This is a genomic window from Bradyrhizobium sp. KZN70725 (assembly GCF_055264925.1).
Genome location: NZ_JBUYWT010000064.1, coordinates 13960 through 34157, shown reverse-complemented (window position 1 = coordinate 34157; position 20198 = coordinate 13960). Strand labels below are relative to the sequence as shown.

Here is a 20198-nt window from a genome sequence, read left to right as displayed (position 1 = left end):
ACATGCTCCCGAAAAGCACAACCATCATGCCAAGCCTCATGCGACGTGTTGCGCCAGCTGCGCGGGCTCGGCCTCGCCCTCATCGCCGGCGGGCTCGGCCTGCGGCGCGGGCGCCGCGGCGAGTTCCGCTGCTATTTCCTTGGCCAATGCAGTGGCACCGACATAGTCGGTCTTGCCGGTGCCGAGCAGCGGCACCTTGTCGATGACGCGGATATCGGCCGGCACCGCGAGCTCGGAGGCGCCGACGCTCTTGGCCTGGCGCTGCATCGCGGCGCGGTCGGCGTCCTTCTGCGTAGTGAGCAGCACGATGCGTTCGCCCTTGCGCTGATCGGGCAGCGTGACCGCAACCGACATGGCCTGCGGCCAGATCGCGGCCGCGATCGCCTCCACCGCGGACAATGAGACCATCTCGCCGGCGATCTTGGCGAAGCGCTTGGCACGACCCTTGATCGCGATGAAGCCCTGCGCGTCGACCGAGACGATGTCGCCGGTGTCGTGCCAGCCTTCGGGCAGCGGCTCGAGCACGCCGGGATTCTCGGCACGGAGATAGCCGAGCATCACGTTCGGGCCCTTCACCGACAGGCGGCCGCCTTCCTCGATGCCGGGGACCAGATCGAGACGGTACTGCATCAGCGGCGAGATGCGGCCGACGGTGCCCTGGCGATTGGCCATCGGCGTGTTCATCGCCAGCACCGGCGCGGTCTCGGTGACGCCGTAGCCCTCGAGGATGCGGATGCCGTAGCGCTCCATGTAAATCTGCCGCGTGCGCTCCTTCACCGCCTCCGCACCGGCGATGACGAGCCGCAGCGTGCGGAAGTCATAGGCATGCGCCGAGCGGGCATAGCCGGTGAGGAAGGTGTCGGTGCCGAACAGGATCGTCGCGCCGGTCTGGTAGATCAGCTCGGGCACGATGCGGTAATGCAGCGGCGACGGATACATGAAGATCGGGATGCCGCCGAGGATCGGCATCATCATGCCGCCGGTCAAACCAAACGAGTGGAACACCGGCAGCACGTTGAACACCTTGTCGTTGGCATTGGCATCGACCCGTGCCAGCGCCTGCGCCGCGTTGGCGAGGATGTTGCGATGGGACAGCACGACGCCCTTCGGTGTGCCTTCCGAGCCCGAGGTGAACAGGATGACCGCGGGATCGTTGGCCTTGCGGGCGACGCGCGGCGCGATGCCGGCGCGGAAGCCCGCGACCTTGTCGGCGAGGCCGATGCCGGCCCTGACATCCTCGAGATAGACGACGCGCGCCTGGCCGGCGAGCGCCGCGATCAGCTTGTCGAGCTTGCCCTTCTCGATGAAGGCCTGCGAGGTCAATACGGTCTTCACCTGCGCCGCCTTCATCGCCGCCAGCACATTGACTGGACCTGCCGAGAAGTTGAGCATCGCCGGCACGCGGCCGATGGTCTGCAGCGCCATGAACACGACGGCAACGCCGGCCGAGTTCGGCAGCAGCACCCCGACATTCTCGCCGACCGCGGTGCCCTGCTCGAGCTTGCGGCTCAGCACCTGGGCGCCGAGGATCAGCTTGCGATAGGTCAGCTTGGTGCCGAGCGCGTCCTCGATGATCGGCTTGCCGGTATCGCGGTCGCGATAGGCGTGGCCGAGGCCCTCGAACAGCGTGTGGTCGAGCATCGCGTTTTGGACCATGGCGTTGATCATTACGTCCTGCAGCGCGGCGCCGGCGGCATTGCGGCGCGCCTTGCCCTTCAGCGACTGGTCGACCGGCAACTTCACCGGCGGCAGGATCGAGATCGTCACCTTGGGGAACCAGGAGCGCTTGATCTCGCCATTCTTGAGATAGCTGAGGTGCGAACGCTGCGCGCCCTCGATGCGGACCGGGACGACGACCGCATCGGCCTTGTCGGCGATCATCGCGGTGCCGTCATAGACCTTCATCAACGAACCCGAGACCGTGATGCGCCCTTCCGGGAAGATCACCACCGGCTCGCCGGCGGCGACCAGCTTGATCAGGTCGCGCGCGGCCAGCGGCTTCGACGGATCCATCGTGTAGTGCTTGATCATCTTCAGGAACGGCTTGGCCCACCACGCCTTGGAGATGCCGGTGTCGACCGCGAAGCTCGCATCGATCGGCAAGGTGGCGTGCAGCAGCGGGCCGTCGACCAGGCTGACATGGTTGGGCGCGATCAGCATCCGCGTGCCCGATGGCGGCAGATTCTCCATGCCGCGCACCTCGACGCGGAACAGCGCCCGGAACAGCAGCGCGCCGAAGTCGCGCACGCCCTCCTTGCCCCACTTGCTCAGCACGAACCAGACGGTGCCGAAGCTCGCGACGGCGAGGCCGAAGAAAATCCAGGCGATCGGCAGGCCGATATATTGCAGGGCGCCGACGAACACCGCGCCGGCGACCATGAAGCCAGCCTGCAGGATATTGCCGGCGGCGATGATGCGGGCGCGCTCGGACGGCGCGGTCCAGGCCTGCACGGCGGCAAACGACGGCACCACGAACAGGCCGCCGCCGAAGGCGAACAGGAAGAAGTCGGCCAGCATGCGGAAGCCGCCGAACGAGGTCGCGAATGCGGCCGCGGTGACATCCTTGCCGAGCGAGGTGGTGGCGATCGCCCAGGCGAGGTCGAGGCCGACCACGCCCATCACGATGGCGCCGATCGGCACCAGCGCGAGGTTCGGGCGGACATGGCTCAGCTGCGCGGCGAACAGCGAGCCGGCGGCGATGCCGATCGCGAACACGGCGAGGCACAGCGTGACCACGCCCTCGGTACCGCCGACGCCTTCCTTGATCAGCGCAGGCAGCAGCGACAGCACGATCGCACCGACCATCCAGAACCAGGACACGATCACCATGCCGTCCCACAGCCGCGGCTCGGCATAGAGCGACTTCAACAGGCGCACGGTCGAGGTCCAGGGATTTTTTGTGATCGGCAGATCCGGCGCGGACGGCTGCGTCACCGGGATCCGTGACGCAAAGCCCCAGGACAGCACCGACAGGCCGACCACGGCGGCACAGATCCAGCCCATGTGGCTGGCGCCGGCGACGAACATGCCGCCCGCGATGGTGCCGATCAGGATCGCCATGAAGGTTGCGCCCTCGACCAGCGCATTGCCGGTCGCGAGTTCGGACACCGACAGCTGGTCGGGCAGAACGGCATATTTCACTGGGCCGAACAGCGCGGCGACGATGCCGAACAGCGCCAGCGCGATGAACAGCAGCGGGATCGAATGAGTGAAGAAGCCGGCGGCGGCAAACGCCGCGGCGAAGATCTCGAAGAACTTCAGCCGGCGGGCGACGACGGATTTGATGTAGCGGTCGGCGAGCTCGCCGCCGAGCGCCGACAGCACGAAGAACGGAGCGATGAACACCGCACCCGCGAGCTGGACCAGCGCCGGCCCCTGCTCGTTGGCGACGCCATACAGCAGCATGATGACGAGCGCGTTCTTCAGCACGTTGTCGTTCAACGCCGAGCAGAACTGCGACCAGAACAGCGGCGCGAAGCGGCGGGACGTCATCAATTCCTTGATCATGACCGGTTCCTTGGGTTAGCGCGCACGGCGCTGGCAGGTCTGCGAATTCGGGTGGCGGAGAATGGTGAGCGTGGAGAAAATGACGGGGATGCCGCAGGCTTTAGTCTTTTCCGCAACGTATCGGTTCGAAGGCGCGCAAAATCGGGCGAACCGGGACGTCGCGACATTGCCCGCCAGAGATGTACGAGACCTTATCCAGACCTGGGGTTGATCGACGCCGGATAGGCTCGCAGGGGACATGGTGAGCGCTTTGTTGAGGTTTCGCGGACAATTGCGGGCCGCGTGCTTCAGGTCAGTTCGCTCAAGCCGCCGAACGGTGACCATCGGCAGTTGCGCGGCTTGCAGCGGCCTCCGCTCGCAGCCGCCTGGCGCGGCGCGCGCCGATCCGCGCGCCGCTGCTCCAGGACGCCTGCGACGTCGCAGGCGCGGGCGATCCGCTCGATCGGCGCGGTCGCCAGATTGAGGACGGCGCGGCCGAAGCCCTTCACGAGCTCGATCGCGTCATCGACAAGGGTGGTGGTCAATTGAAGTGCTAGGGTCTGCATCTGAGTGGCCTCCTATGCCAACTTGAGCAACGCTCAAATTAGTAGTACGAAAATGAACATCGTTCAAGAAGAATCGCGACGAGACCGAAAAAAACTTCAGCGGCGGGCCCTGCTGATCGAGATCGCGGGTCGGTCAATCGCCACTAAAGGCTTGAGATCACTCAAGGTTCGCGATGTCGCCGAGGCCGCCGGTTGCTCCATCGGCAGTGTCTATAATGAGTTCGGCGACTTCGACGGGTTGATCCTGACCGTGAACCGGGAGACCGTTCACGCCCTGACCACACGCCTCAAGGCGGTCCCGGCCGACGATCCCCTGCGCCAGCTGCACGGACTTGCCGACGCCTATCTCGGCTTCGCCACCGAGCACGCCAATCTGCTGCGCTCGCTGTTCGAGCACCGGATGGAGGACGATCGGCCGTTTCCGGAAGACATCCTCACGATGGTGATGGACGCGTTCGCGCTGATGCATGCGCCGCTGCTCCGGCTGCTGCCCGATCGCGATCCCGACGATGTCGCGTTGCTGTCGCGGACGATGTTCTCCGCGGTCCACGGCATCATCTCGCTCGGCCTCGAAGAGCGCATGGTCGCGGTCCCACCCGAGATGCTGCGCGAGCGCCTCGCGCAGTTCGTCGACACGCATCTGGCGGGGCTCGGTGTTTCGCGGCGCGCGTAATCACACCGGGTGCGTCTCGATCAGGTTTGACTGCGTGCAATGCGGCCCGGGTGGGCAAGGGTCCAGAGCGGTTCGAGGAACACGACACCGGTACCTCCATCGCGGAAGACGAGCTTGAACTCGATCCGTCCATCCGCGGTGATGGAGGCGGAGTGCAGTCCGGTATTGCCGTCATAGCGCAAGACGTCGTCGAGGACATATCCGGTGAAGCCGCCGGAAAAGCCGGGCCCGGGTACACGGCTGTGCGGCATCGCCGGGCCGTTCACGAGATAGCCGGTCGCGACACCGTCCCGATCGACATTGGTGACGATCATCATGAATTGGCGGTGCGAATTGATCCATCCCTCGGCGCTCACCCACACGCCGAGAAAGCGGCGGACATTGTCCGGTACGTCACTTGCCGGCGCGCGAACGCGATAGGCGGGAAGCGGCAGCTGCTTCTCGGCGGCCAGCGCGGTGATCCGCTCGACATCCTGCTCCGGCACGATGCCGTGATCCTGCGGCACAAGCCAGTGCGCCAATTCGGCCAGAGGATGCCACATCCCGTTGGCGAGCGGCGGCACGGATGCGAATGATGCGAAGGCGATCACCGACAGGCCGGCGATCAGCGACCATCGGGGAAGCGCGGCCAAGCGTGCTGCGATGCCGCGTGGAGCGGACGTTCGGCGCGAGACGTTCTGCGATCCATGATCGTGCGGCGGCGGCAGCGGCCTGGCATCGAGACGATAGCCGCGGCGAGACACCGTCTTGATGATGCGGTGGTCATCATCGCGCAGCTTCAGGCGCAGCTCGCGGATGCACTGGACGAGCGAGTCGTCGGAAACCGCGACGTTACCCCAGACCGCCTCGTGCAGATCCTGCTTGGATGCCAGCCGCCCGGCATTGCTGGCGAGATAGCCGAGCACCGCGAATGATTTCGGCCTGAGATCGAGATCGACGCCATCCACGCGGGCTACGCCGCGGGCGAGATCAAGCTCAAAGGAATCAAATATCAAAACGGAATCAGTCGCCGGGTCCATAGAGGTCACTCCATGCCCACAGACGGCACCAATCGGGAAAATCTAGCAGCAAATTCGCCGTTCTGTCACTTCTTCATCAGGACTTCCCTGGCGCGAAGCCGATAGTCGCGAACCGGCCCGGCATCATTCCGGGCTCGCGGGAGGTTGGCCATGTCGAGCACCCGGTTTGCCATGTTGGTCGGGGCTGTTCTGTCGCTTGCGGCGGTGCGACCGGGACTCACCCAGGCGCAGGACGTCGTAAGGGTCGGGCTGGTGATGCCATTGACCGGCGTTCTGGGGCCGGTCGGCAAGCAGGCGGTCGCCGGGGCGCGGCTCTACATGGCGCAGCACGGCGACATGGTCGCCGGCCGCAAGGTCGAATTGATCGTCCGGGACGATGCCAGCGTGCCCGACAATGCCAAGCGCATTGCGCAGGAGCTGATCGTCAACGACGGGGTGGCGATCCTCGGCGGCGGGTTGACGCCGAGCGTGCTGGCGCTCGCGCCGCTGGCCAATGAGAGCAAGACGGCAACCGTCGTGATGGTATCGGGCACTTCGATCGTGACCGAACGGTCGCCTTACTTCGTGCGCACCAGCTGGACGCACGCGCAGCAGGCCAGCGTGCTGGCGGATTGGGCGGCGAGAAACGGATCGAAACGGGCCACCATCATCGCATCCGACTGGGCACCCGGGCGCGAAGCCGCCGGCGTATTTTCGGCGAGCTTCACCGCGGCAGGTGGAACGATCGTCGAAGCGCTGAAAGTGCCGCTGGCCAACCCCGATTTCGCGCCGTTCCTGCAGCGCGCGCGGGATGGCAATCCCGACACTCTGTTCATTTTTGTCCCGACAAGCCAGGCCGGTATCCTGGCCAAGCAGTTCGTCGAGCGCGGGCTCGACAAGAGCGGGATCAAGCTGATCGGCCCCGGCGACATCGCCGACGACGAGGACCTGCCGGGCATGAGCGATGCGATGATCGGCATGATCACGGCGGGGTTCTACTCCGCCGCGCATCCATCCGACCTGAACCGCGACTATGTCGCGGCGTTCCGCAAGGCCAACGCGAATGTTCGACCGAACTTCATCAGCGTCAGCGCCTATGACGGCATGCATCTGATCTACGAGGCGCTGAAGGTGACCGGCGGCAAGACCAATGGCGATGCGCTGGTCGAAGCCATGAAGGGCATGGCCTGGGAAAGCCCGCGTGGCCCGATGTCGATCGACCCGAAGACGCGCGAAGTCGTCCACGACATCTACATTCGCAGGGTCGAGAAGGTCGGCGGCGAGCTCTACAGCGTCGAGCAGGAGACGTTCAAGGCGGTCAAGGACCCCGCCAAGGTCGCGAACCGATGAGGGAGGCGCAGTAGCAGCTGATCCGGCTCGGCGTAGGCCTTTGCGGTGTCCCGGCGTAGCGGTGACGGCCGACACAGGACTTGCGTTCAGACCATCCCCCCTGCAACACGACCGATCCCGAGCCAGCAAACCAGCCTCGTCCAACGCCACTCCGACGCTTCACGCGCGCGCCCGCGCGATCGTGCCGCCGACGATCTGCATGGCAACGCCGAGCACCCAGCCCGCCATGATGGCCGCGGTCCAGCCGATGTCCGGCTCGCTGCGCAGCACGACGACGCCAACCGAGAAGAACGCAACCATTGTCGCGAGGAAGGTCCCGATCGCGCCGAGCAGCTCCGCCGCGTCGATCTTGCGCATCGAGGCCGTATCCTTCGGATGGAACAGCTTGGGGGGCGTATCGATGCCGAGATAGAAGCCGATCGCGCCGCCCAGCATCATGATGAGCAGGAACGCCTGCGAGGTCAGCGCCGAGACGCTCGAGCCGACATGGATGGCGACAAACAGACCGCTTGCAGCTCCCGCCAAAGCAAGGCCGAAGCGCTCAAGGACGTGGGCAAATTTTCTGACGTGGCTGCGCATGGCTGTGCCTCATCAATGAATTGCGCCGCTATTAGGCTAGGCCTTTTCGCAGCAACGCGAAAGCGGTCACCTCTCACATGGCCGCGACCACGTGACGCTTTGTGCGCTAGTTCACACCTATCGCGGCATGGAATGATTAAAGAGCGATCAAAGGTAGCAAACGATCCGGTCCCTGCTACGCTGCGCCATCCGCTTCATTCGTTTCAGCGAGCGTCTTTCAATGCCGAGTCCGAAGATCATTATTCTGTCCGATGGCACCGGCAACGCCGCTTCCAGCGTCTGGCGCACCAATGTCTGGCGGATCTTCCAGTCGCTCGATTTGCAGGGCAATACGCAGGCCGCCAAGTATGATGACGGCGTCGGCACGTCGAAATTCATTCCGCTGGCAATCCTCGGCGGCGCCTTCGGCTACGGTCTCAAGCGCAATATCCTCGACGCCTACAAGTTCATCTGCCGGAACTACGACCACGCGAACGATTCGAAGGTCTACCTGTTCGGATTCAGCCGCGGCGCGTTCACCGTGCGCACGCTCGCCGCACTCATCCTCGATCAGGGCCTGATCGTCGCGGACACCGAATCCGAGCTGCACGACGGCGCGGTGAAGGCCTATCGCGCATACCGGGCCGAGGGCTACCACTCGATCTGGCGCATCGAGGTGCTGTTCCGCGCGCTTCGCGACTATGTTCTTGTGCCGCTGTGGGATCGCCTTCGAGGCAACAAGCCGTATGCAAGGATCGCGCGGAAGCCGGTGCCGGCGATCGAGTTCATCGGCATCTGGGATACCGTCGCGGCCTATGGCCTGCCGATCGACGAGATGACGCGCGGCATCTCCAACTGGGTGTGGCCGCTCGAACTACCGAACCGGATTCTAAGCCCGAGGGTCAAGTGCGCGCGCCACGCGCTGGCGCTCGACGACGAGCGCACGACCTTTCATCCGGTGCTCTGGACCGAGCAAGAGCCGGGGCAGCCCGCGCCGGCCGTGCCGACCAGCATCGATGGCGAGCGCCTCGTCCAGGTCTGGTTCGTCGGCATGCACGCCAATGTCGGCGGCGGCTATCCGGACGACGCTGTCGCATTCGTGCCGCTGGCCTGGCTGGTCGACGAAGCCGTCAAGCGCGGCCTCGCATTCAAGAGCGCACCGATCGCCGACCCTGACGCGATCAAGTCAATCAAGTCCTCCGAGGACAAGGATGGCCGCCTCTACGATTCCCGGGCGGGCCTCGGCGCGTACTACCGGTACGGTCCGCGCAAGGTCGCCGACCTCTGCAACGATCCCTATGCCGGCGTCAGCGTGCCGATGCCGAAGATCCACGAGAGCGTGTTCGAGCGGATCGACAGCGGCGCCAATGCCTATGCCCCGATCGGACTTCCGCCGAACTACGTGGTCGTGTCGCGCAGCGGCCAGGTCACCCCGCTCGGCGCCAATACGTTTGAGACGCCCGCGGGCGCACCGGCGCGCTATGCCGCACAGGAGAAGCTGTGGAACTACGTCTGGATGCGGCGGATCGCCTACTTCGCCACGCTGGCGGCGTCGCTGCATCTGGCCGCGTTCTGGCTGTTCCACAACCAGCATAAGGAGCACGAATTCAGCTCCTATGTCAGGATGATTTCGGAGCTGGTGCGCTTCGTTCAATCGTTCCTGCCCGATTCCTTTCATTGGTGGACCGATTGGTACGCCGGCAATCCGGAATGGTTCGCCGGCGGCATCCTTGCTGTCATCGTGCTGATGGGTGCCGGCAGTTCGCTCAGCGCGACGATCAGCGACAGGATGCGGATCATCTGGCGTGACCGCGCGAAGCCGACGCCACTCTCCGGGTTCTTGCACGATGCGATCTATCGATTCCGTACCAGCGCGGTCTATCAGTGGATTCTCAATGTCGGAAAGCGGCATGTCGTCCCTTTCCTGCTCACGGCCCTGCTGGTCTGGTTCAGCGCGACGCTGGTCAGCCACTTCCTGTTCAATCTCGCCGATTCGACGGGGGCATTCTGCAAGGGCACTGCAACGGACAAGCTTGTCGCCGTCGACAAGGGCATCCCGCAGGATGCCGCCGACTTCGACACCGGCGCCATCTGTGCGCCGACCGGCCTCAAGGTCCGCACCGGGTTCAAATACGAGATCGCGATCACGATGTCGGAGCCATGGGAGGACGCCGGCCGCGCGGTGACGCCGATCGGATACCGGACCTCGACCATCGAAGGCACAAAGCAGTTGCGCGGCTATTTCGCGATCTTCCTGCGGCGGATCCTGTTCCGGCCATGGTTCAGGCTGATCGCACGGGTCGGAGAGACCGGCGTCGACGAGTATTTTCTCGACCCCCTGCCGATGTCGAACACCGACCCGCAGGTCTACAAGGCGCGTTTCACCGCCGATCGCAGCGGCGAGATCTTCCTCTACGTCAACCAGGCCGTCATCAGCCTGCCCTGGGTCTGCGGATGGTTCTACGGCGACCATAAGGGCAAGGCGAAGGTCACGGTGCGGTTGCTGTAGGAAGCCGCGATCGGGCCCACAGCATCGCGGCCCAACGGGTGCGCACGACGTGACCGATCTGTGATCCTGCCGACAGACCAGGTTGTAGATTGTCTGGCATACTCTCCTTGCTAGATCAGCTGCCCCGACGCCCGGAACGATCCGACGCGACTTCAGGGATCGCCGGGCGACGTTGACGCGCCAGGTTCATGTCGACCGGATATTTCTCAGCCGCGATTTGGAGGTATCACCATGATTTCCACAATTCAGGCGTTCCCGACCACCGACGGCATCTTCGTGGTCTGGGAGGTCGCGGCAATGATCCCGGACTGCCTCGGCTTTGCGCTGTATCGTCAGCAGCAGGGCAAAAGTGCAACCGTGGTCGACACCTGGGTCGGGTTCGAGGACCAGGCGCAGGATCACAAGCCGGGCGAACATCGGCCGAGCACCGAATGGCCGGTGCAGAAGACGAACTGGACCGATTTCCTGGCGCCAACCGACGCGCCGGTCCGCTATGGCGTCGTTCCGGTTCTCAAGGACGGCGCCGCCAAGGTGAAGCCCGCCTACAGTGCGCCAGCGACATGGACCGAATACGTCTCCGCCATGCCGACGGGCCCGCTCAAGCCGTGGTTCAACCGCGGCACGATCTCGGCGCAATGGCTGTCGCGCGCGATCGGCAAGGACAAGAAGCCGGCGCAAACCCTGGAGAAGGCGATCTCGACCAAGGGCAACAAGATCCGCGACTTCCTCAAGGGCCAGCTCGGCGCCCGCCTGCTGGCGCTGTTGGCCGATGCCAAGAAGGGCAAGCGCGACGTCTATCTCGCGCTCTACGAGCTCAACGACCCTGAGCTGATCGCCGCGCTGACCGCGATGAAGGGCAAGGCGCACGTCGTGCTCGGCAACAGCACAGGCAAGGCCGACGCCACCGCCAAGGACACCGAGAAGAACGCCGGCGTGCTGAAGAAGGCCGGCGTCGACATCGTCCGCCGCAAGATCGCGCCGAGCCGTTACGCCCACAACAAGTTCGCGGTGTTCTGCGACGGCGCGCAGAAGCCGAAGGTGGTCTGGACCGGCAGCACCAACTGGACCCGGACCGGACTGTGCACCCAGAACAACAACGGGCTCGAGATCACCGACGACAAGGTCGCGGCGGCCTATCACGACCATTGGAAAGCGATCTACGCCGACGGCAGCAAGTCGCCGAAGGCGCTGGCCGTGGCCGGCGATCACGAATGGCCTTTCACCATCGGCAAGTCGAAGCTCAGCGTCTGGTTCACGCCCACCACCAGGAGCGGCGACCTCAAGGAAGCCACCAGGATGATCGAGGACACCGAGCATGGCGCGGCGTGCCTGATGCTCAATCCCGGCAACAAGGGCCTGCTCGGCCCGATCCTGGAGAAGGCGCAGGACAAGAAGCTTTATGTGCGCGGGGTGCTCAACAATTTCCCGGCGCAGGGCAAGGACAGCCCGAAGGATCAGCTGCAGCTCCTGGCCGGCGACGGACAGCAGCAGGTCTTCAAGGGCAAGCAGATCGCCGACGTGATCCGGCCCGCCGGCATCGACAAGACCGCGGACTGGTGGGAGCACGAGATCAAGAACACCGGAAAGTTCATGATCGCCGTGCACAGCAAGGTGATCGTGCTGGATCCGGCCGGCAAGAACCCGGTGGTCATGACCGGCTCACACAATTTCTCCGACCGCGCCAGCACCAAGAACGACGACAACCTCGTCATCATCAGAGGCGATTCGCAGCTGGCGCTGACCTATGCGGCGCGCATCGTCAGCATCTACGGCCAGTATCGTTGGCAGGCCTGGCGCAACACGCCGGAGGGCCAGAAGGACAAGGGTCTGAAGCGCAGCGACACCTGGCTGAGCAACCGCATCGGCAAGGGCTGGGCGGAAACCGAAACGCGGTTCTGGCTCGGCACCACCTGACGCCGGCGATCCGTCATGAATACGGGGCAGCGTTACCGCTGCCCCTTGTTATCCTCTCCGCCAAACCTACGCCGCGCGGCCGACCGAGGCGTCGAGATGTTTCAGCCGCGGCAGCACCTCCTGCTTCAGGAGCCGCAGCGAATTGTGCCAGGCTTCCGGCTTGTGCTTGTAGTCGAAGCCGAACACCAGGAGCACGCCGAAACCGCCGACCTCCTGGTAGATCTGCTCGATCTTCTCGGTGACCGTCGCGGGCGAGCCGACGATCCAGTTGTTGCGCGCGCAATATTCGACCGTGACGTCGCTGTCCGGCACGTCGGGCGAGGCCTTCAAGTAATCCTTGAAACCAAAGTGGCCGAGCAGCGGCAGGAAGTACTCGCCCATCATCCGGCCCATCATGTCGCCGGTCGACAGCTTCCATGCTTCTTGATCGGTGTCGGCGACGAATACCTCGCGCACCATTCGCCAATCCTTGCGGCTCGGCGTGCGGCCGGTCTTGGCCGCGCCCGCCTCCACCGAGTCCCAGTGGCTGCCGACATAGGCAGGGTTGAGGTTGAGGCTCATCGGAATGAAGCCGCGCTCGCCGGCGAGCTTCAGCGTATCCGAATTCTTGGAGAGCCCCGCGACGCCGATCGGCGGATGCGGCGCTTGCTGAGGCTTGATGTGCGGCTTGAGGAAATCGAACATCGTGTCCGGCTTGGTCACGGTCCAGAACTTGCCCTTGTGGGTCCAGGGCGCCGGCTCGGTCCACATCTTCAAAATGATCTCGAGCGCCTCGCGGGTCATGTCGCGGTTCTGTCCCGACATGCCGTCGACATTGAACATCGCCCAGTCGCTCGGCAGCCCGGAGGCCGCGACGCCGAAATTGAGCCGCCCGTTCGAGAGGTGATCGAGCATCGCGACGCGGTTGGCGAGCTCGGCCGGGTGATGATACGGCAGCAGGAAGCCGCCGGGCCCGATGCGGATGTTCTTGGTCTGCAGCAGCGCCTGCGCGATCAACAGATCAGGCGACGGATGCGGCTCCCAGGGTGCGGTGTGGTGCTCGCCGATCCAGGCTTCCTGATAGCCGAGCTCGTCGAGCCAGCGCAGCACCTGCAGGTCCCAGTCGTGGCCCTCCTTCAATCCGCACTCCGGCGGATGCGACGGCATCGCGAAGTATCCGAGTTCCATGGGTTTCCTCTCTTTGTTCGATGCGTGTCTTCCGCACGCGCTTCGAGAGTAGCTGCCCCGGCTACGGCAGAACAATGGCCTTGTCGCATCCGGCTCGGCCGGGATTCATGCGTAGGGCGTATCCTTCAGCATGATCGCGATACCGGAAAAGCTTCGCTCCATGATCCGCAGGAAGGTCTCGCGTGACGTCGCAGCCGACCTGCGGGCCTTGTGCTCGCGAAGCCCTTCCGCATAGGCGACGGTCAGCGCCGTGACCACCATCGACGCGGCGAGCCGGGCATCGGCATCGGCGAGCGGGCGCTTGATGGCTGCCGCCAGCACGCTCGCGAGATCATCGATCAGTTCGTCACGCATCTCGCGCGCCCGCGCCGAGAGCGCCGGGCTCTCGGCGACGGTGCGCCAGAATTTCGCCGTTGCGTCGGTGAATTTCGCGAACGGATGCACGCGATCCGCCAGGCTGTGCACCAGCTTGCGGAGCGTCGCGATCGGCGCCTCGCCGGCCGGACGCTCGGCAAAGGCAGTCCGCAGCAACTGACGGCTTTCCTCTTCACGGTCGAAGAACAGGTCTTCCTTGCGTGGAAAGTAATTGAACACCGTCATCCGGGAGACCTCGGCTGCCTCGGCGACTTCGGCCACCGAAACATTGTCGAAGCCCCGTTCCAGGAACAGCTCGGTGGCGACATCCGAGATCGCCTGGCGCGTCGCCTCCTTCTTCCGCTCCCGCAACCCGCCCTGATTTGACATGCGGGAATTTGTACCATAATAAATATTATACTTAGTATAATTTTATGGTGACGGCGTGACGCGTGAACGAACCGATGTGGTTGTGGTCGGTGCCGGGCCGACCGGACTGCTGCTGGCGATCGAACTGACCCTGGGCGGCGCCGACGTGATCGTCATCGAGCGGCTGGCCGAGCCCGACCAGACCATCAAGGCCGGCGCGATCGGCGCGCTGGCAGGCGAGGCCCTCGAGCGCCGCGGCCTCGGCGATGCGATGAATGCGGTCGAACGCAGCATGGCGGACAGCATGTCCAGGCTCATGAAGGGCTCGGGCGATGCGAGCGACCTGCCGTTCAAGAAATTCGGCGGTCACTTCTCGGGCATTTTCCTGATCGACCAGACGCGTCAGCGCGAGCCGGACCGGCGGTTGCGCGGGGTGAACCAGCAAGCCCTGGAAAGCATGCTTGCCGAGCGCACCCACGCGCTCGGCATCGAGATCAGGCGCGGCTGCGAGTTGATCGATTTCGAGGATAGCGGCGACGGCGTCGTGGCGCAAACTAAGGACGCGTCCGGCGATGCCACGCTGCACGCGACCTATCTCGTCGGCTGCGACGGCGGACGCAGCGCCGTGCGCAAGCGCGCAGGCTTCGCATTCCCCGGCACCGAACCGACCCTCACCGGACACCAGGCCATCGTCGATCTCGATCATCCGGATCGACTTCTGCCGGTCGGCTGGCGGCGAACGCCGGTCGGCATGATGGCCTATGGACCGATTCCTGGCCGGGTGTTCCTGGCCGAGTTCGACGGACCGCCGGCCGATCGCAGCGCGCCGGTCACGCGCGAGGAGATCGAGACCACCCTGCGCCGGATCAGCGGCGTCGACGTTCGCGTCACCGCTGTCAAGACCGCGACGCGCTTCACCGACAATGCGCGACAGGCCGACAGCTATCGCAGGGGCCGCGTCCTCTTGGCGGGCGATGCGGCGCATGTGCACTCGCCATTCGGCGGACAAGGCCTCAATCTCGGCCTGCTCGATGCGGTCAATCTCGGCTGGAAGCTTGCGGCGGTCGTGTGCGATCGCATGCCCGACAGCCTGCTCGACAGCTACACCGAGGAGCGGCACCCGATCGCGGCAAGGGTGCTGGCCAACACCCGCGCCCAGGTCGCCTTGATGCGGCCTGACGTCATGACTGATGCCCTGCGCGAGATCGTCGCTGATCTGATGAGCCTCGACGAGGGCACCCGCTATTTCGGCGAAATGATCAGCGGCATCAGGATCCGTTACGATCTCGGCAGCGACCATCCATCGGTCGGCCGGCTCTCCGGCAATTTTGCTCTCGGCGACGACGGCGCGGAAACAACCCTGTTCGATCGGATGGAGGACGGCAGGGCCGTGCTGGTCGATGCGACTGATGGAGCCGCGTCAGCGATCGCGGCACGCTGGGATATCTTCGTGCGATGCGTGCCGCGACGTAGCGGCGCTTCGCTGCTGATCCGCCCGGATGCCTGCATCGCCTGGGCGGCCAACGACGCCGACACGACGGGCCTCGACGCCGCGCTGACGCGCTGGTTCGGGCCCGCCATGCCGTGACCTCGCAAGCGAGATGCGCTGTCAGCGCGTTCCGAACGTGGTCTTGCCGAACAGCGCCTTCTGCGTCGAGGGCTGCGAGCGCCAGTATTGCGGCGGTGCGCTCACCTCGCCGCCGAGCTCGGCGGCAGCGTGCCAGCCCCAGCGCGGGTCGTAGAGCATGCCGCGGGCGAGCGCGACCATATCGGCCTTGCCGGACGAGACGATCTCCTCCGCCTGCTTCGCTTCCGTGATCAGGCCGACCGCCATCGTGGTAACGCCGGTCGCCTCCTTGACCGCCAGCGCCGCCGGCACCTGGTAGCCCGGCCCGAGCGGAATCTTCTGCAACGGCGAGACGCCGCCGGAGGAGACATCCATCCAGTCGACGCCGCGCTTCTTCAGCTCCCTGGCAAACTCGATGGTCTGCGCAAGGTCCCAGGCGCCCTCGACCCAGTCGGTCGCCGACACCCGCATGCCGATCGGCTTGTGATTCGGGAATACGGCGCGCACGGCGTCGAACACTTCCAGCGGGAAGCGCATGCGGTTTTCGAGCGAGCCGCCATAGCGGTCGGTCCGCTTGTTGGCGATCGGCGACAGGAACTGGTGCAGCAGATAGCCATGCGCGCCGTGCAGCTCGAGCGCATCGATGCCGAGCCGGTCGGCGCGCCTCGCCGACGCGACAAAGGCCTCGCGGATGCGCGTCAGGCCGGCGTCGTCGAGCGCCACCGGCGCGGCCTCGCCTTCCTTGTGCGGGACGCTGGATGGTCCGACCGTCTGCCAGCCGCCTTCGGCAATCGGGATCAACTGCCCGCCCTCCCAGGGGCGCTGGCTCGACGCCTTGCGGCCGGCATGGGCGAGTTGCATGGCGACCGCCGCTTTCGAATGCTTGCGCACCGAGGCCAGGATCGGCTTCAGCGCCGCCTCGTTGGCGTCATTGTAAAGACCGAGGCAGCCGGGCGTGATCCGCCCGATATCCTCGACATGGGTGGCCTCGATGCAGAACATCGCCGCGCCCGACAGGGCCAGCATGTTGATGTGGGTGAAGTGCCAGTCGTTGGCGGAGCCGTCGATGGCCGAATACTGGCACATCGGCGAGACCATGATGCGATTGGAGAGTCTCAGGTCGCGCAGTTCGATCGGGGAGAACAGGGTGCTCATGCGGCGGATATCCGGGATCGGGGAGAGGGCCCGGTTAAGATAGAGGCACCACGGCCGATCACCAACCGTCCGGATGGCCGCGCAGGCCGGGGCGCAGATCAGCAATGTCCTGACGGGGTCCCTCCGGGCCGGCGCCCTCAGTCCACCAGCGTGAACTGCAGCAGCAGGTTGCGCTGGATCAGGGAGAAATTGTCGTCGGAGACCATGGTCAGCACGGTCTCGCCCTCCTCCGTGACATGGGCGTCGATGCCTTCCATATTGTCGATCTCGTTGCCGAGATCGGCATTGAAGATCGCGGGGCCGTCGACCACGGCGCCGGGCGCGATATCGGACAGCGCGAGACGGCGGATGCGGATGCCGACGCCGCCGAACCAGGAGAATTTCCGCTCCAGAATCAACAGACCGCCCGACGGCAGCAGGACCGCGTCGCTGATATCGAAATTCTCGCTGCGACGGACGCTGAACTGGCCCGGCGTCTTGCCGCCGACCAGGAAGGCGACCAAATTGCCGCTCGCATCGAGCCCGCGTTCCGAGAATGCGATCAGCGTACCGGCAAGCGGCTGGCCTTTCGGCACGAAGACGAGCCCCTCCAGCCCCTTGTTGTTGGGAAGCTTGCGTGCCGCCGGCGGCAGCGCAATCACCTCGCCGGGCGAGCGGGTAAAGCCCTTGGCGAAATCGAAGCGCAGCACCTGGTTGACCCGCTCGAGACCGACATAGGCGAACGAGCCGTCGAGCGAGAGCGATTCCGAATCATACCAGCCGCGGGTCGCGGTGATCGGCCTGCCGTCGGCGCCGAGCAGCGGTGCCGCTTCGACATCCTCGAGCCCGACCATCTCCCGGCCGCGATAGACGATGCGACCGGTGAACCAGCTGCCCTGGTCGCTGACCGCGATGAAGCGTTCGCCCTTGGCATCGAGCCGTAGCGCGGAGAGGCCGCCGAAACCGGAGAACGACGAGGTCAGGATCAGACCGCTGCGATATTCCAGTGCGCCGAACCGCGTGCGCGCGCGGTCGCGGATATCGAATGACGGCAGCGGCCGCGCGTTGACGTCGATCGAAACCGGTTCGTTGACCCGGTAGGGGCTCGGCCTCGCAGCCGGCCTCGGCGTTGCCGGCGGCTGGGTCGCGCTCTGCGCCTGCGCAAGACGCGGCAATGCGGCGGCCGACAGCCCCGCCGCCATACCCTGGAGGAAACGGCGGCGGCTAGGGGGTGAGCGCATGTCTCACGAGTGGAGACGGCGCCGGACGCCCGGCGCGGGCGCCGAGCCGTGGGTCTCGCTGAACAGCTCGGCGAGCTTTTCGGTGATGGCGCCGCCGAGCTCTTCGGCGTCCACGATGGTCACGGCACGGCGATAGTAGCGCGTCACGTCGTGACCGATGCCGATCGCGATCAGCTCGACCGGCGAGCGGGTCTCGATCTCGTCGATGATGTGACGCAGATGCCGCTCGAGATAGTTGCCGGGATTGACCGACAGCGTGGAGTCGTCGACCGGCGCGCCGTCGGAGATCATCATCAGGATGCGGCGCTGCTCGGGGCGCGCGAGCAGGCGCTTGTGCGCCCAGTCGAGCGCCTCGCCGTCGATGTTCTCCTTGAGCAGGCCTTCGCGCATCATCAGCCCGAGGTTTTTCCGCGCGCGACGCCAGGGCGCGTCGGCCGACTTGTAGATGATGTGCCTGAGATCGTTGAGGCGGCCCGGATTGGCCGGCTTGCCGGCCGCGAGCCACGCTTCGCGCGACTGCCCGCCCTTCCAGGCGCGCGTAGTGAAGCCGAGGATCTCGACCTTGACGCCGCACCGCTCCAGCGTGCGCGCCAGAATGTCGGCGCAGGTGGCGGCGACCGTGATCGGGCGGCCGCGCATCGAGCCGGAGTTATCCAGCAGCAGCGTCACCACGGTGTCGCGGAAGGTCGCCTCCTTCTCATGCATGAAGGACAGCGGATGATAGGGATCGGTGACGACGCGCGACAGCCGCGCCGGATCGAGGATGCCCTCCTCGAGATCGAAATCCCAGGCGCGGTTCTGCTGCGCCATCAGCCGGCGCTGCAAGCGGTTGGCGAGCCGCGCCACGATGCCCTGCAGATGCGCGAGCTGCTTGTCGAGATAGGAGCGCAGCCGCTCGAGCTCGTCGTGATCGCAAAGGTCTTCGGCGGCGATCACTTCGTCGAACTTCGGCGCGAAGGCGTGATATTCCGGACCGCGCGGCTCGTTCTGTCCGCGCGCATTCGGCCGCGTCGCCTCGCCCGGCGTCTCGTCGTCGCCGAGCTCGCCGTCGTCGAACGTGTCCGACGTGGAGGCCTGCGCGCTCTCCATCGCGCTTTCGCTCATCTCTTCCGCCGACGTCTGCGCCTGGTCGGCGCTCATCTCCTGCGCGGCGTCGGAGTCGGGCGAGCCCTCGGCGCCGGACTGATCGCTCTCGCCGTCCTGATTCTCGTCCTGGTCGTCGTCATCGTCCGAATCCATGTTGCGATCGTCGCCGAGATCGAGCGCCGACAGCAGATCATGGACGAGGTCGCCGAACCTCGCCTGGTCCTCGGTGAAACGGCTGAGCTTGTCGAGCCGCGAGCCGATCTTGTCCTCCAGGGTCGGACGCCAGAGATCGACCATCTTCTTGGCGGCCGCGGGCGGGGCCATGCCGGTGAGACGCTCGCGCACCAGCATCGCCAGCGCATCCGACAGCGGCGCGTCGGCGCGGTCGGTGATCTCGTCATACTTGCCGCGGTGGAAATGATCGTCGAGCATCGCGGTGAGGTTCTTCGCGACGCCCGCCATCCGCCGCGAGCCGATCGCCTCGACGCGCGCCTGCTCGACCGCCTCGAACACGCCGCGCGCCTGCGGATTACCCGGCATCAGCTTGCGATGCACCTTGGGATCGTGACAGGCGATCTTGAGCGCGATCGAATCGGCGTGGCCGCGCACGATCGCCGCATCGCGCTTGGTCATCTTGCGCGCCGGCTCCGGCAGCCGCGCCTTGCCGGGCGCGAGCCCGGGGCGCTCGGCGGCGAAGGAGACCTCGAGCTCCGGCTTCTTGGCGATCGCCTTCAGGCACGCCGACACCGAGCGCTTGAACGGCTCGGTCGGCGCTTCCTTGGATCCGGGACGGAATTTGATGTTGGAGGTTGTCATAGCGATTTCGTAAACCAATGGCGCGTTACGCCGCCGGGATACCCCTCAATCGAACCGAACTCTTTATATCCGTTGGCGCGGTAGAAGCCCGGCGCCTGGAAGCTCATCGTATCCAGATAGGATCGCGTCGCTCCGAAGCGCCGCGCCTCGTCCTCGATCGCCTTGATCAGCTTCGCGCCAAAGCCCTTGTTGCGAAACTTCTGCTCCATCCAGAACAACTGGATGAACAACACCGCGGTCCAGACCTCGCCGACGATGCCGCCGACAATCTCGTCGCCTTGCCGCAGCGAGATGGCGAAGCGCTTGTACTTCTGCTTCCCCATCTTCTCGTTGTTGTAGTGGAGCAATCCGCCGAGCACCGCTTTCTTCGTCTGTGTGACTGTGCGCTCGACGGAGATTTTCGGCATGGA

Annotated in this window: 15 protein-coding genes; 5 read left to right on the top strand and 10 right to left on the bottom strand. The window is 65.3% G+C overall.

Annotation, left to right across the window (positions count from 1 at the left end; translation table 11 throughout):
- Positions 1-36: 36 nt before the first annotated feature.
- A complete protein-coding gene (locus tag ACZBJS_RS36115) occupies positions 37-3507 on the bottom strand; it encodes an acyl-[ACP]--phospholipid O-acyltransferase (protein WP_463439897.1) in 3471 nt (1156 codons plus the stop codon).
- A gap of 287 nt (positions 3508-3794) precedes the next feature.
- On the bottom strand, positions 3795-4052 hold the full coding sequence (locus ACZBJS_RS36110) for a hypothetical protein (RefSeq protein ID WP_092083143.1): 258 nt from the start codon (positions 4050-4052) through the stop codon (positions 3795-3797).
- Positions 4053-4104: 52 nt separating this feature from the next.
- Here ACZBJS_RS36110 and ACZBJS_RS36105 point away from each other — a divergent pair, with 52 nt between their 5' ends.
- On the top strand, positions 4105-4725 hold the full coding sequence (locus ACZBJS_RS36105; RefSeq protein ID WP_463439902.1) for a TetR/AcrR family transcriptional regulator: 621 nt from the start codon (positions 4105-4107) through the stop codon (positions 4723-4725).
- 20 nt (positions 4726-4745) lie between these two features.
- On the opposite strand, the gene ACZBJS_RS36100 is transcribed toward ACZBJS_RS36105, so the two are convergent.
- Positions 4746-5744 carry a winged helix-turn-helix domain-containing protein gene (locus ACZBJS_RS36100; protein WP_463439896.1) on the bottom strand — a complete coding sequence of 333 codons (999 nt, stop codon included), beginning with the start codon at positions 5742-5744 and terminating at the stop codon, positions 4746-4748.
- 150 nt (positions 5745-5894) lie between these two features.
- Between ACZBJS_RS36100 and ACZBJS_RS36095 the strand changes: the two genes are divergently transcribed.
- Positions 5895-7073 (top strand): ABC transporter substrate-binding protein, encoded by a 1179-nt coding sequence (locus tag ACZBJS_RS36095; protein WP_463439895.1) that lies wholly within the window; start codon positions 5895-5897, stop codon positions 7071-7073.
- A gap of 159 nt (positions 7074-7232) precedes the next feature.
- Here ACZBJS_RS36095 and ACZBJS_RS36090 read toward each other — a convergent pair whose 3' ends face one another.
- Positions 7233-7652 (bottom strand): hypothetical protein, encoded by a 420-nt coding sequence (locus tag ACZBJS_RS36090; protein WP_028343281.1) that lies wholly within the window; start codon positions 7650-7652, stop codon positions 7233-7235.
- A gap of 220 nt (positions 7653-7872) precedes the next feature.
- Here ACZBJS_RS36090 and ACZBJS_RS36085 point away from each other — a divergent pair, with 220 nt between their 5' ends.
- Entirely contained in the window at positions 7873-10140 is a 2268-nt protein-coding gene (locus ACZBJS_RS36085) for a DUF2235 domain-containing protein (RefSeq protein WP_463439894.1), read from the top strand.
- A gap of 231 nt (positions 10141-10371) precedes the next feature.
- A complete protein-coding gene (locus tag ACZBJS_RS36080; protein ID WP_463439893.1) occupies positions 10372-12054 on the top strand; it encodes a phospholipase D-like domain-containing protein in 1683 nt (560 codons plus the stop codon).
- Between the two features lie 66 nt (positions 12055-12120).
- Here the strand turns inward: ACZBJS_RS36080 and ACZBJS_RS36075 are convergent, their stop codons facing one another.
- Both ACZBJS_RS36075 and ACZBJS_RS36070 read right to left on the bottom strand, forming a co-directional pair.
- The gene (locus tag ACZBJS_RS36075; RefSeq protein WP_229190799.1) at positions 12121-13221 is read right to left on the bottom strand and encodes an LLM class flavin-dependent oxidoreductase; all 1101 of its coding nucleotides are present in this window, start codon (positions 13219-13221) and stop codon (positions 12121-12123) included.
- 105 nt (positions 13222-13326) lie between these two features.
- On the bottom strand, positions 13327-13965 hold the full coding sequence (locus ACZBJS_RS36070; RefSeq protein ID WP_229190798.1) for a TetR/AcrR family transcriptional regulator: 639 nt from the start codon (positions 13963-13965) through the stop codon (positions 13327-13329).
- 55 nt (positions 13966-14020) lie between these two features.
- Between ACZBJS_RS36070 and ACZBJS_RS36065 the strand changes: the two genes are divergently transcribed.
- Complete coding sequence (locus tag ACZBJS_RS36065; RefSeq protein WP_463439892.1) at positions 14021-15532, top strand: FAD-dependent monooxygenase; 1512 nt, start codon at positions 14021-14023, stop codon at positions 15530-15532.
- Between the two features lie 21 nt (positions 15533-15553).
- On the opposite strand, the gene ACZBJS_RS36060 is transcribed toward ACZBJS_RS36065, so the two are convergent.
- The 4 genes from ACZBJS_RS36060 to ACZBJS_RS36045 form a co-directional block, all read right to left on the bottom strand.
- Positions 15554-16666, bottom strand: coding sequence for an NADH:flavin oxidoreductase/NADH oxidase (locus ACZBJS_RS36060; protein ID WP_463439891.1), 1113 nt, complete (start codon positions 16664-16666; stop codon positions 15554-15556).
- A 137-nt stretch (positions 16667-16803) separates the two neighbouring features.
- On the bottom strand, positions 16804-17886 hold the full coding sequence (locus ACZBJS_RS36055; RefSeq protein ID WP_463439890.1) for an esterase-like activity of phytase family protein: 1083 nt from the start codon (positions 17884-17886) through the stop codon (positions 16804-16806).
- A gap of 3 nt (positions 17887-17889) precedes the next feature.
- Positions 17890-19788, bottom strand: coding sequence for a cobaltochelatase subunit CobT (cobT, locus tag ACZBJS_RS36050; protein ID WP_076824816.1), 1899 nt, complete (start codon positions 19786-19788; stop codon positions 17890-17892).
- Positions 19785-20195 (bottom strand): GNAT family N-acetyltransferase, encoded by a 411-nt coding sequence (locus ACZBJS_RS36045; protein ID WP_028343272.1) that lies wholly within the window; start codon positions 20193-20195, stop codon positions 19785-19787. Before ACZBJS_RS36045 ends, cobT begins: the two co-directional genes overlap by 4 nt.
- Positions 20196-20198: the final 3 nt, after the last annotated feature.

What these genes read in the sequence shown, in the direction of transcription:
- ACZBJS_RS36115 (WP_463439897.1), bottom strand. Translation starts at nt 3,507, where the DNA reads ATGATCAAGGAATTGATGACGTCCCGCCGCTTCGCGCCGCTGTTCTGG.
- ACZBJS_RS36110 (WP_092083143.1), bottom strand. Translation starts at nt 4,052, where the DNA reads ATGCAGACCCTAGCACTTCAATTGACCACCACCCTTGTCGATGACGCG.
- ACZBJS_RS36105 (WP_463439902.1), top strand. Translation starts at nt 4,105, where the DNA reads ATGAACATCGTTCAAGAAGAATCGCGACGAGACCGAAAAAAACTTCAG.
- ACZBJS_RS36100 (WP_463439896.1), bottom strand. Translation starts at nt 5,744, where the DNA reads ATGGACCCGGCGACTGATTCCGTTTTGATATTTGATTCCTTTGAGCTT.
- ACZBJS_RS36095 (WP_463439895.1), top strand. Translation starts at nt 5,895, where the DNA reads ATGTCGAGCACCCGGTTTGCCATGTTGGTCGGGGCTGTTCTGTCGCTT.
- ACZBJS_RS36090 (WP_028343281.1), bottom strand. Translation starts at nt 7,652, where the DNA reads ATGCGCAGCCACGTCAGAAAATTTGCCCACGTCCTTGAGCGCTTCGGC.
- ACZBJS_RS36085 (WP_463439894.1), top strand. Translation starts at nt 7,873, where the DNA reads ATGCCGAGTCCGAAGATCATTATTCTGTCCGATGGCACCGGCAACGCC.
- ACZBJS_RS36080 (WP_463439893.1), top strand. Translation starts at nt 10,372, where the DNA reads ATGATTTCCACAATTCAGGCGTTCCCGACCACCGACGGCATCTTCGTG.
- ACZBJS_RS36075 (WP_229190799.1), bottom strand. Translation starts at nt 13,221, where the DNA reads ATGGAACTCGGATACTTCGCGATGCCGTCGCATCCGCCGGAGTGCGGA.
- ACZBJS_RS36070 (WP_229190798.1), bottom strand. Translation starts at nt 13,965, where the DNA reads ATGTCAAATCAGGGCGGGTTGCGGGAGCGGAAGAAGGAGGCGACGCGC.
- ACZBJS_RS36060 (WP_463439891.1), bottom strand. Translation starts at nt 16,666, where the DNA reads ATGAGCACCCTGTTCTCCCCGATCGAACTGCGCGACCTGAGACTCTCC.
- ACZBJS_RS36055 (WP_463439890.1), bottom strand. Translation starts at nt 17,886, where the DNA reads ATGCGCTCACCCCCTAGCCGCCGCCGTTTCCTCCAGGGTATGGCGGCG.
- cobT (WP_076824816.1), bottom strand. Translation starts at nt 19,788, where the DNA reads ATGACAACCTCCAACATCAAATTCCGTCCCGGATCCAAGGAAGCGCCG.
- ACZBJS_RS36045 (WP_028343272.1), bottom strand. Translation starts at nt 20,195, where the DNA reads ATGCCGAAAATCTCCGTCGAGCGCACAGTCACACAGACGAAGAAAGCG.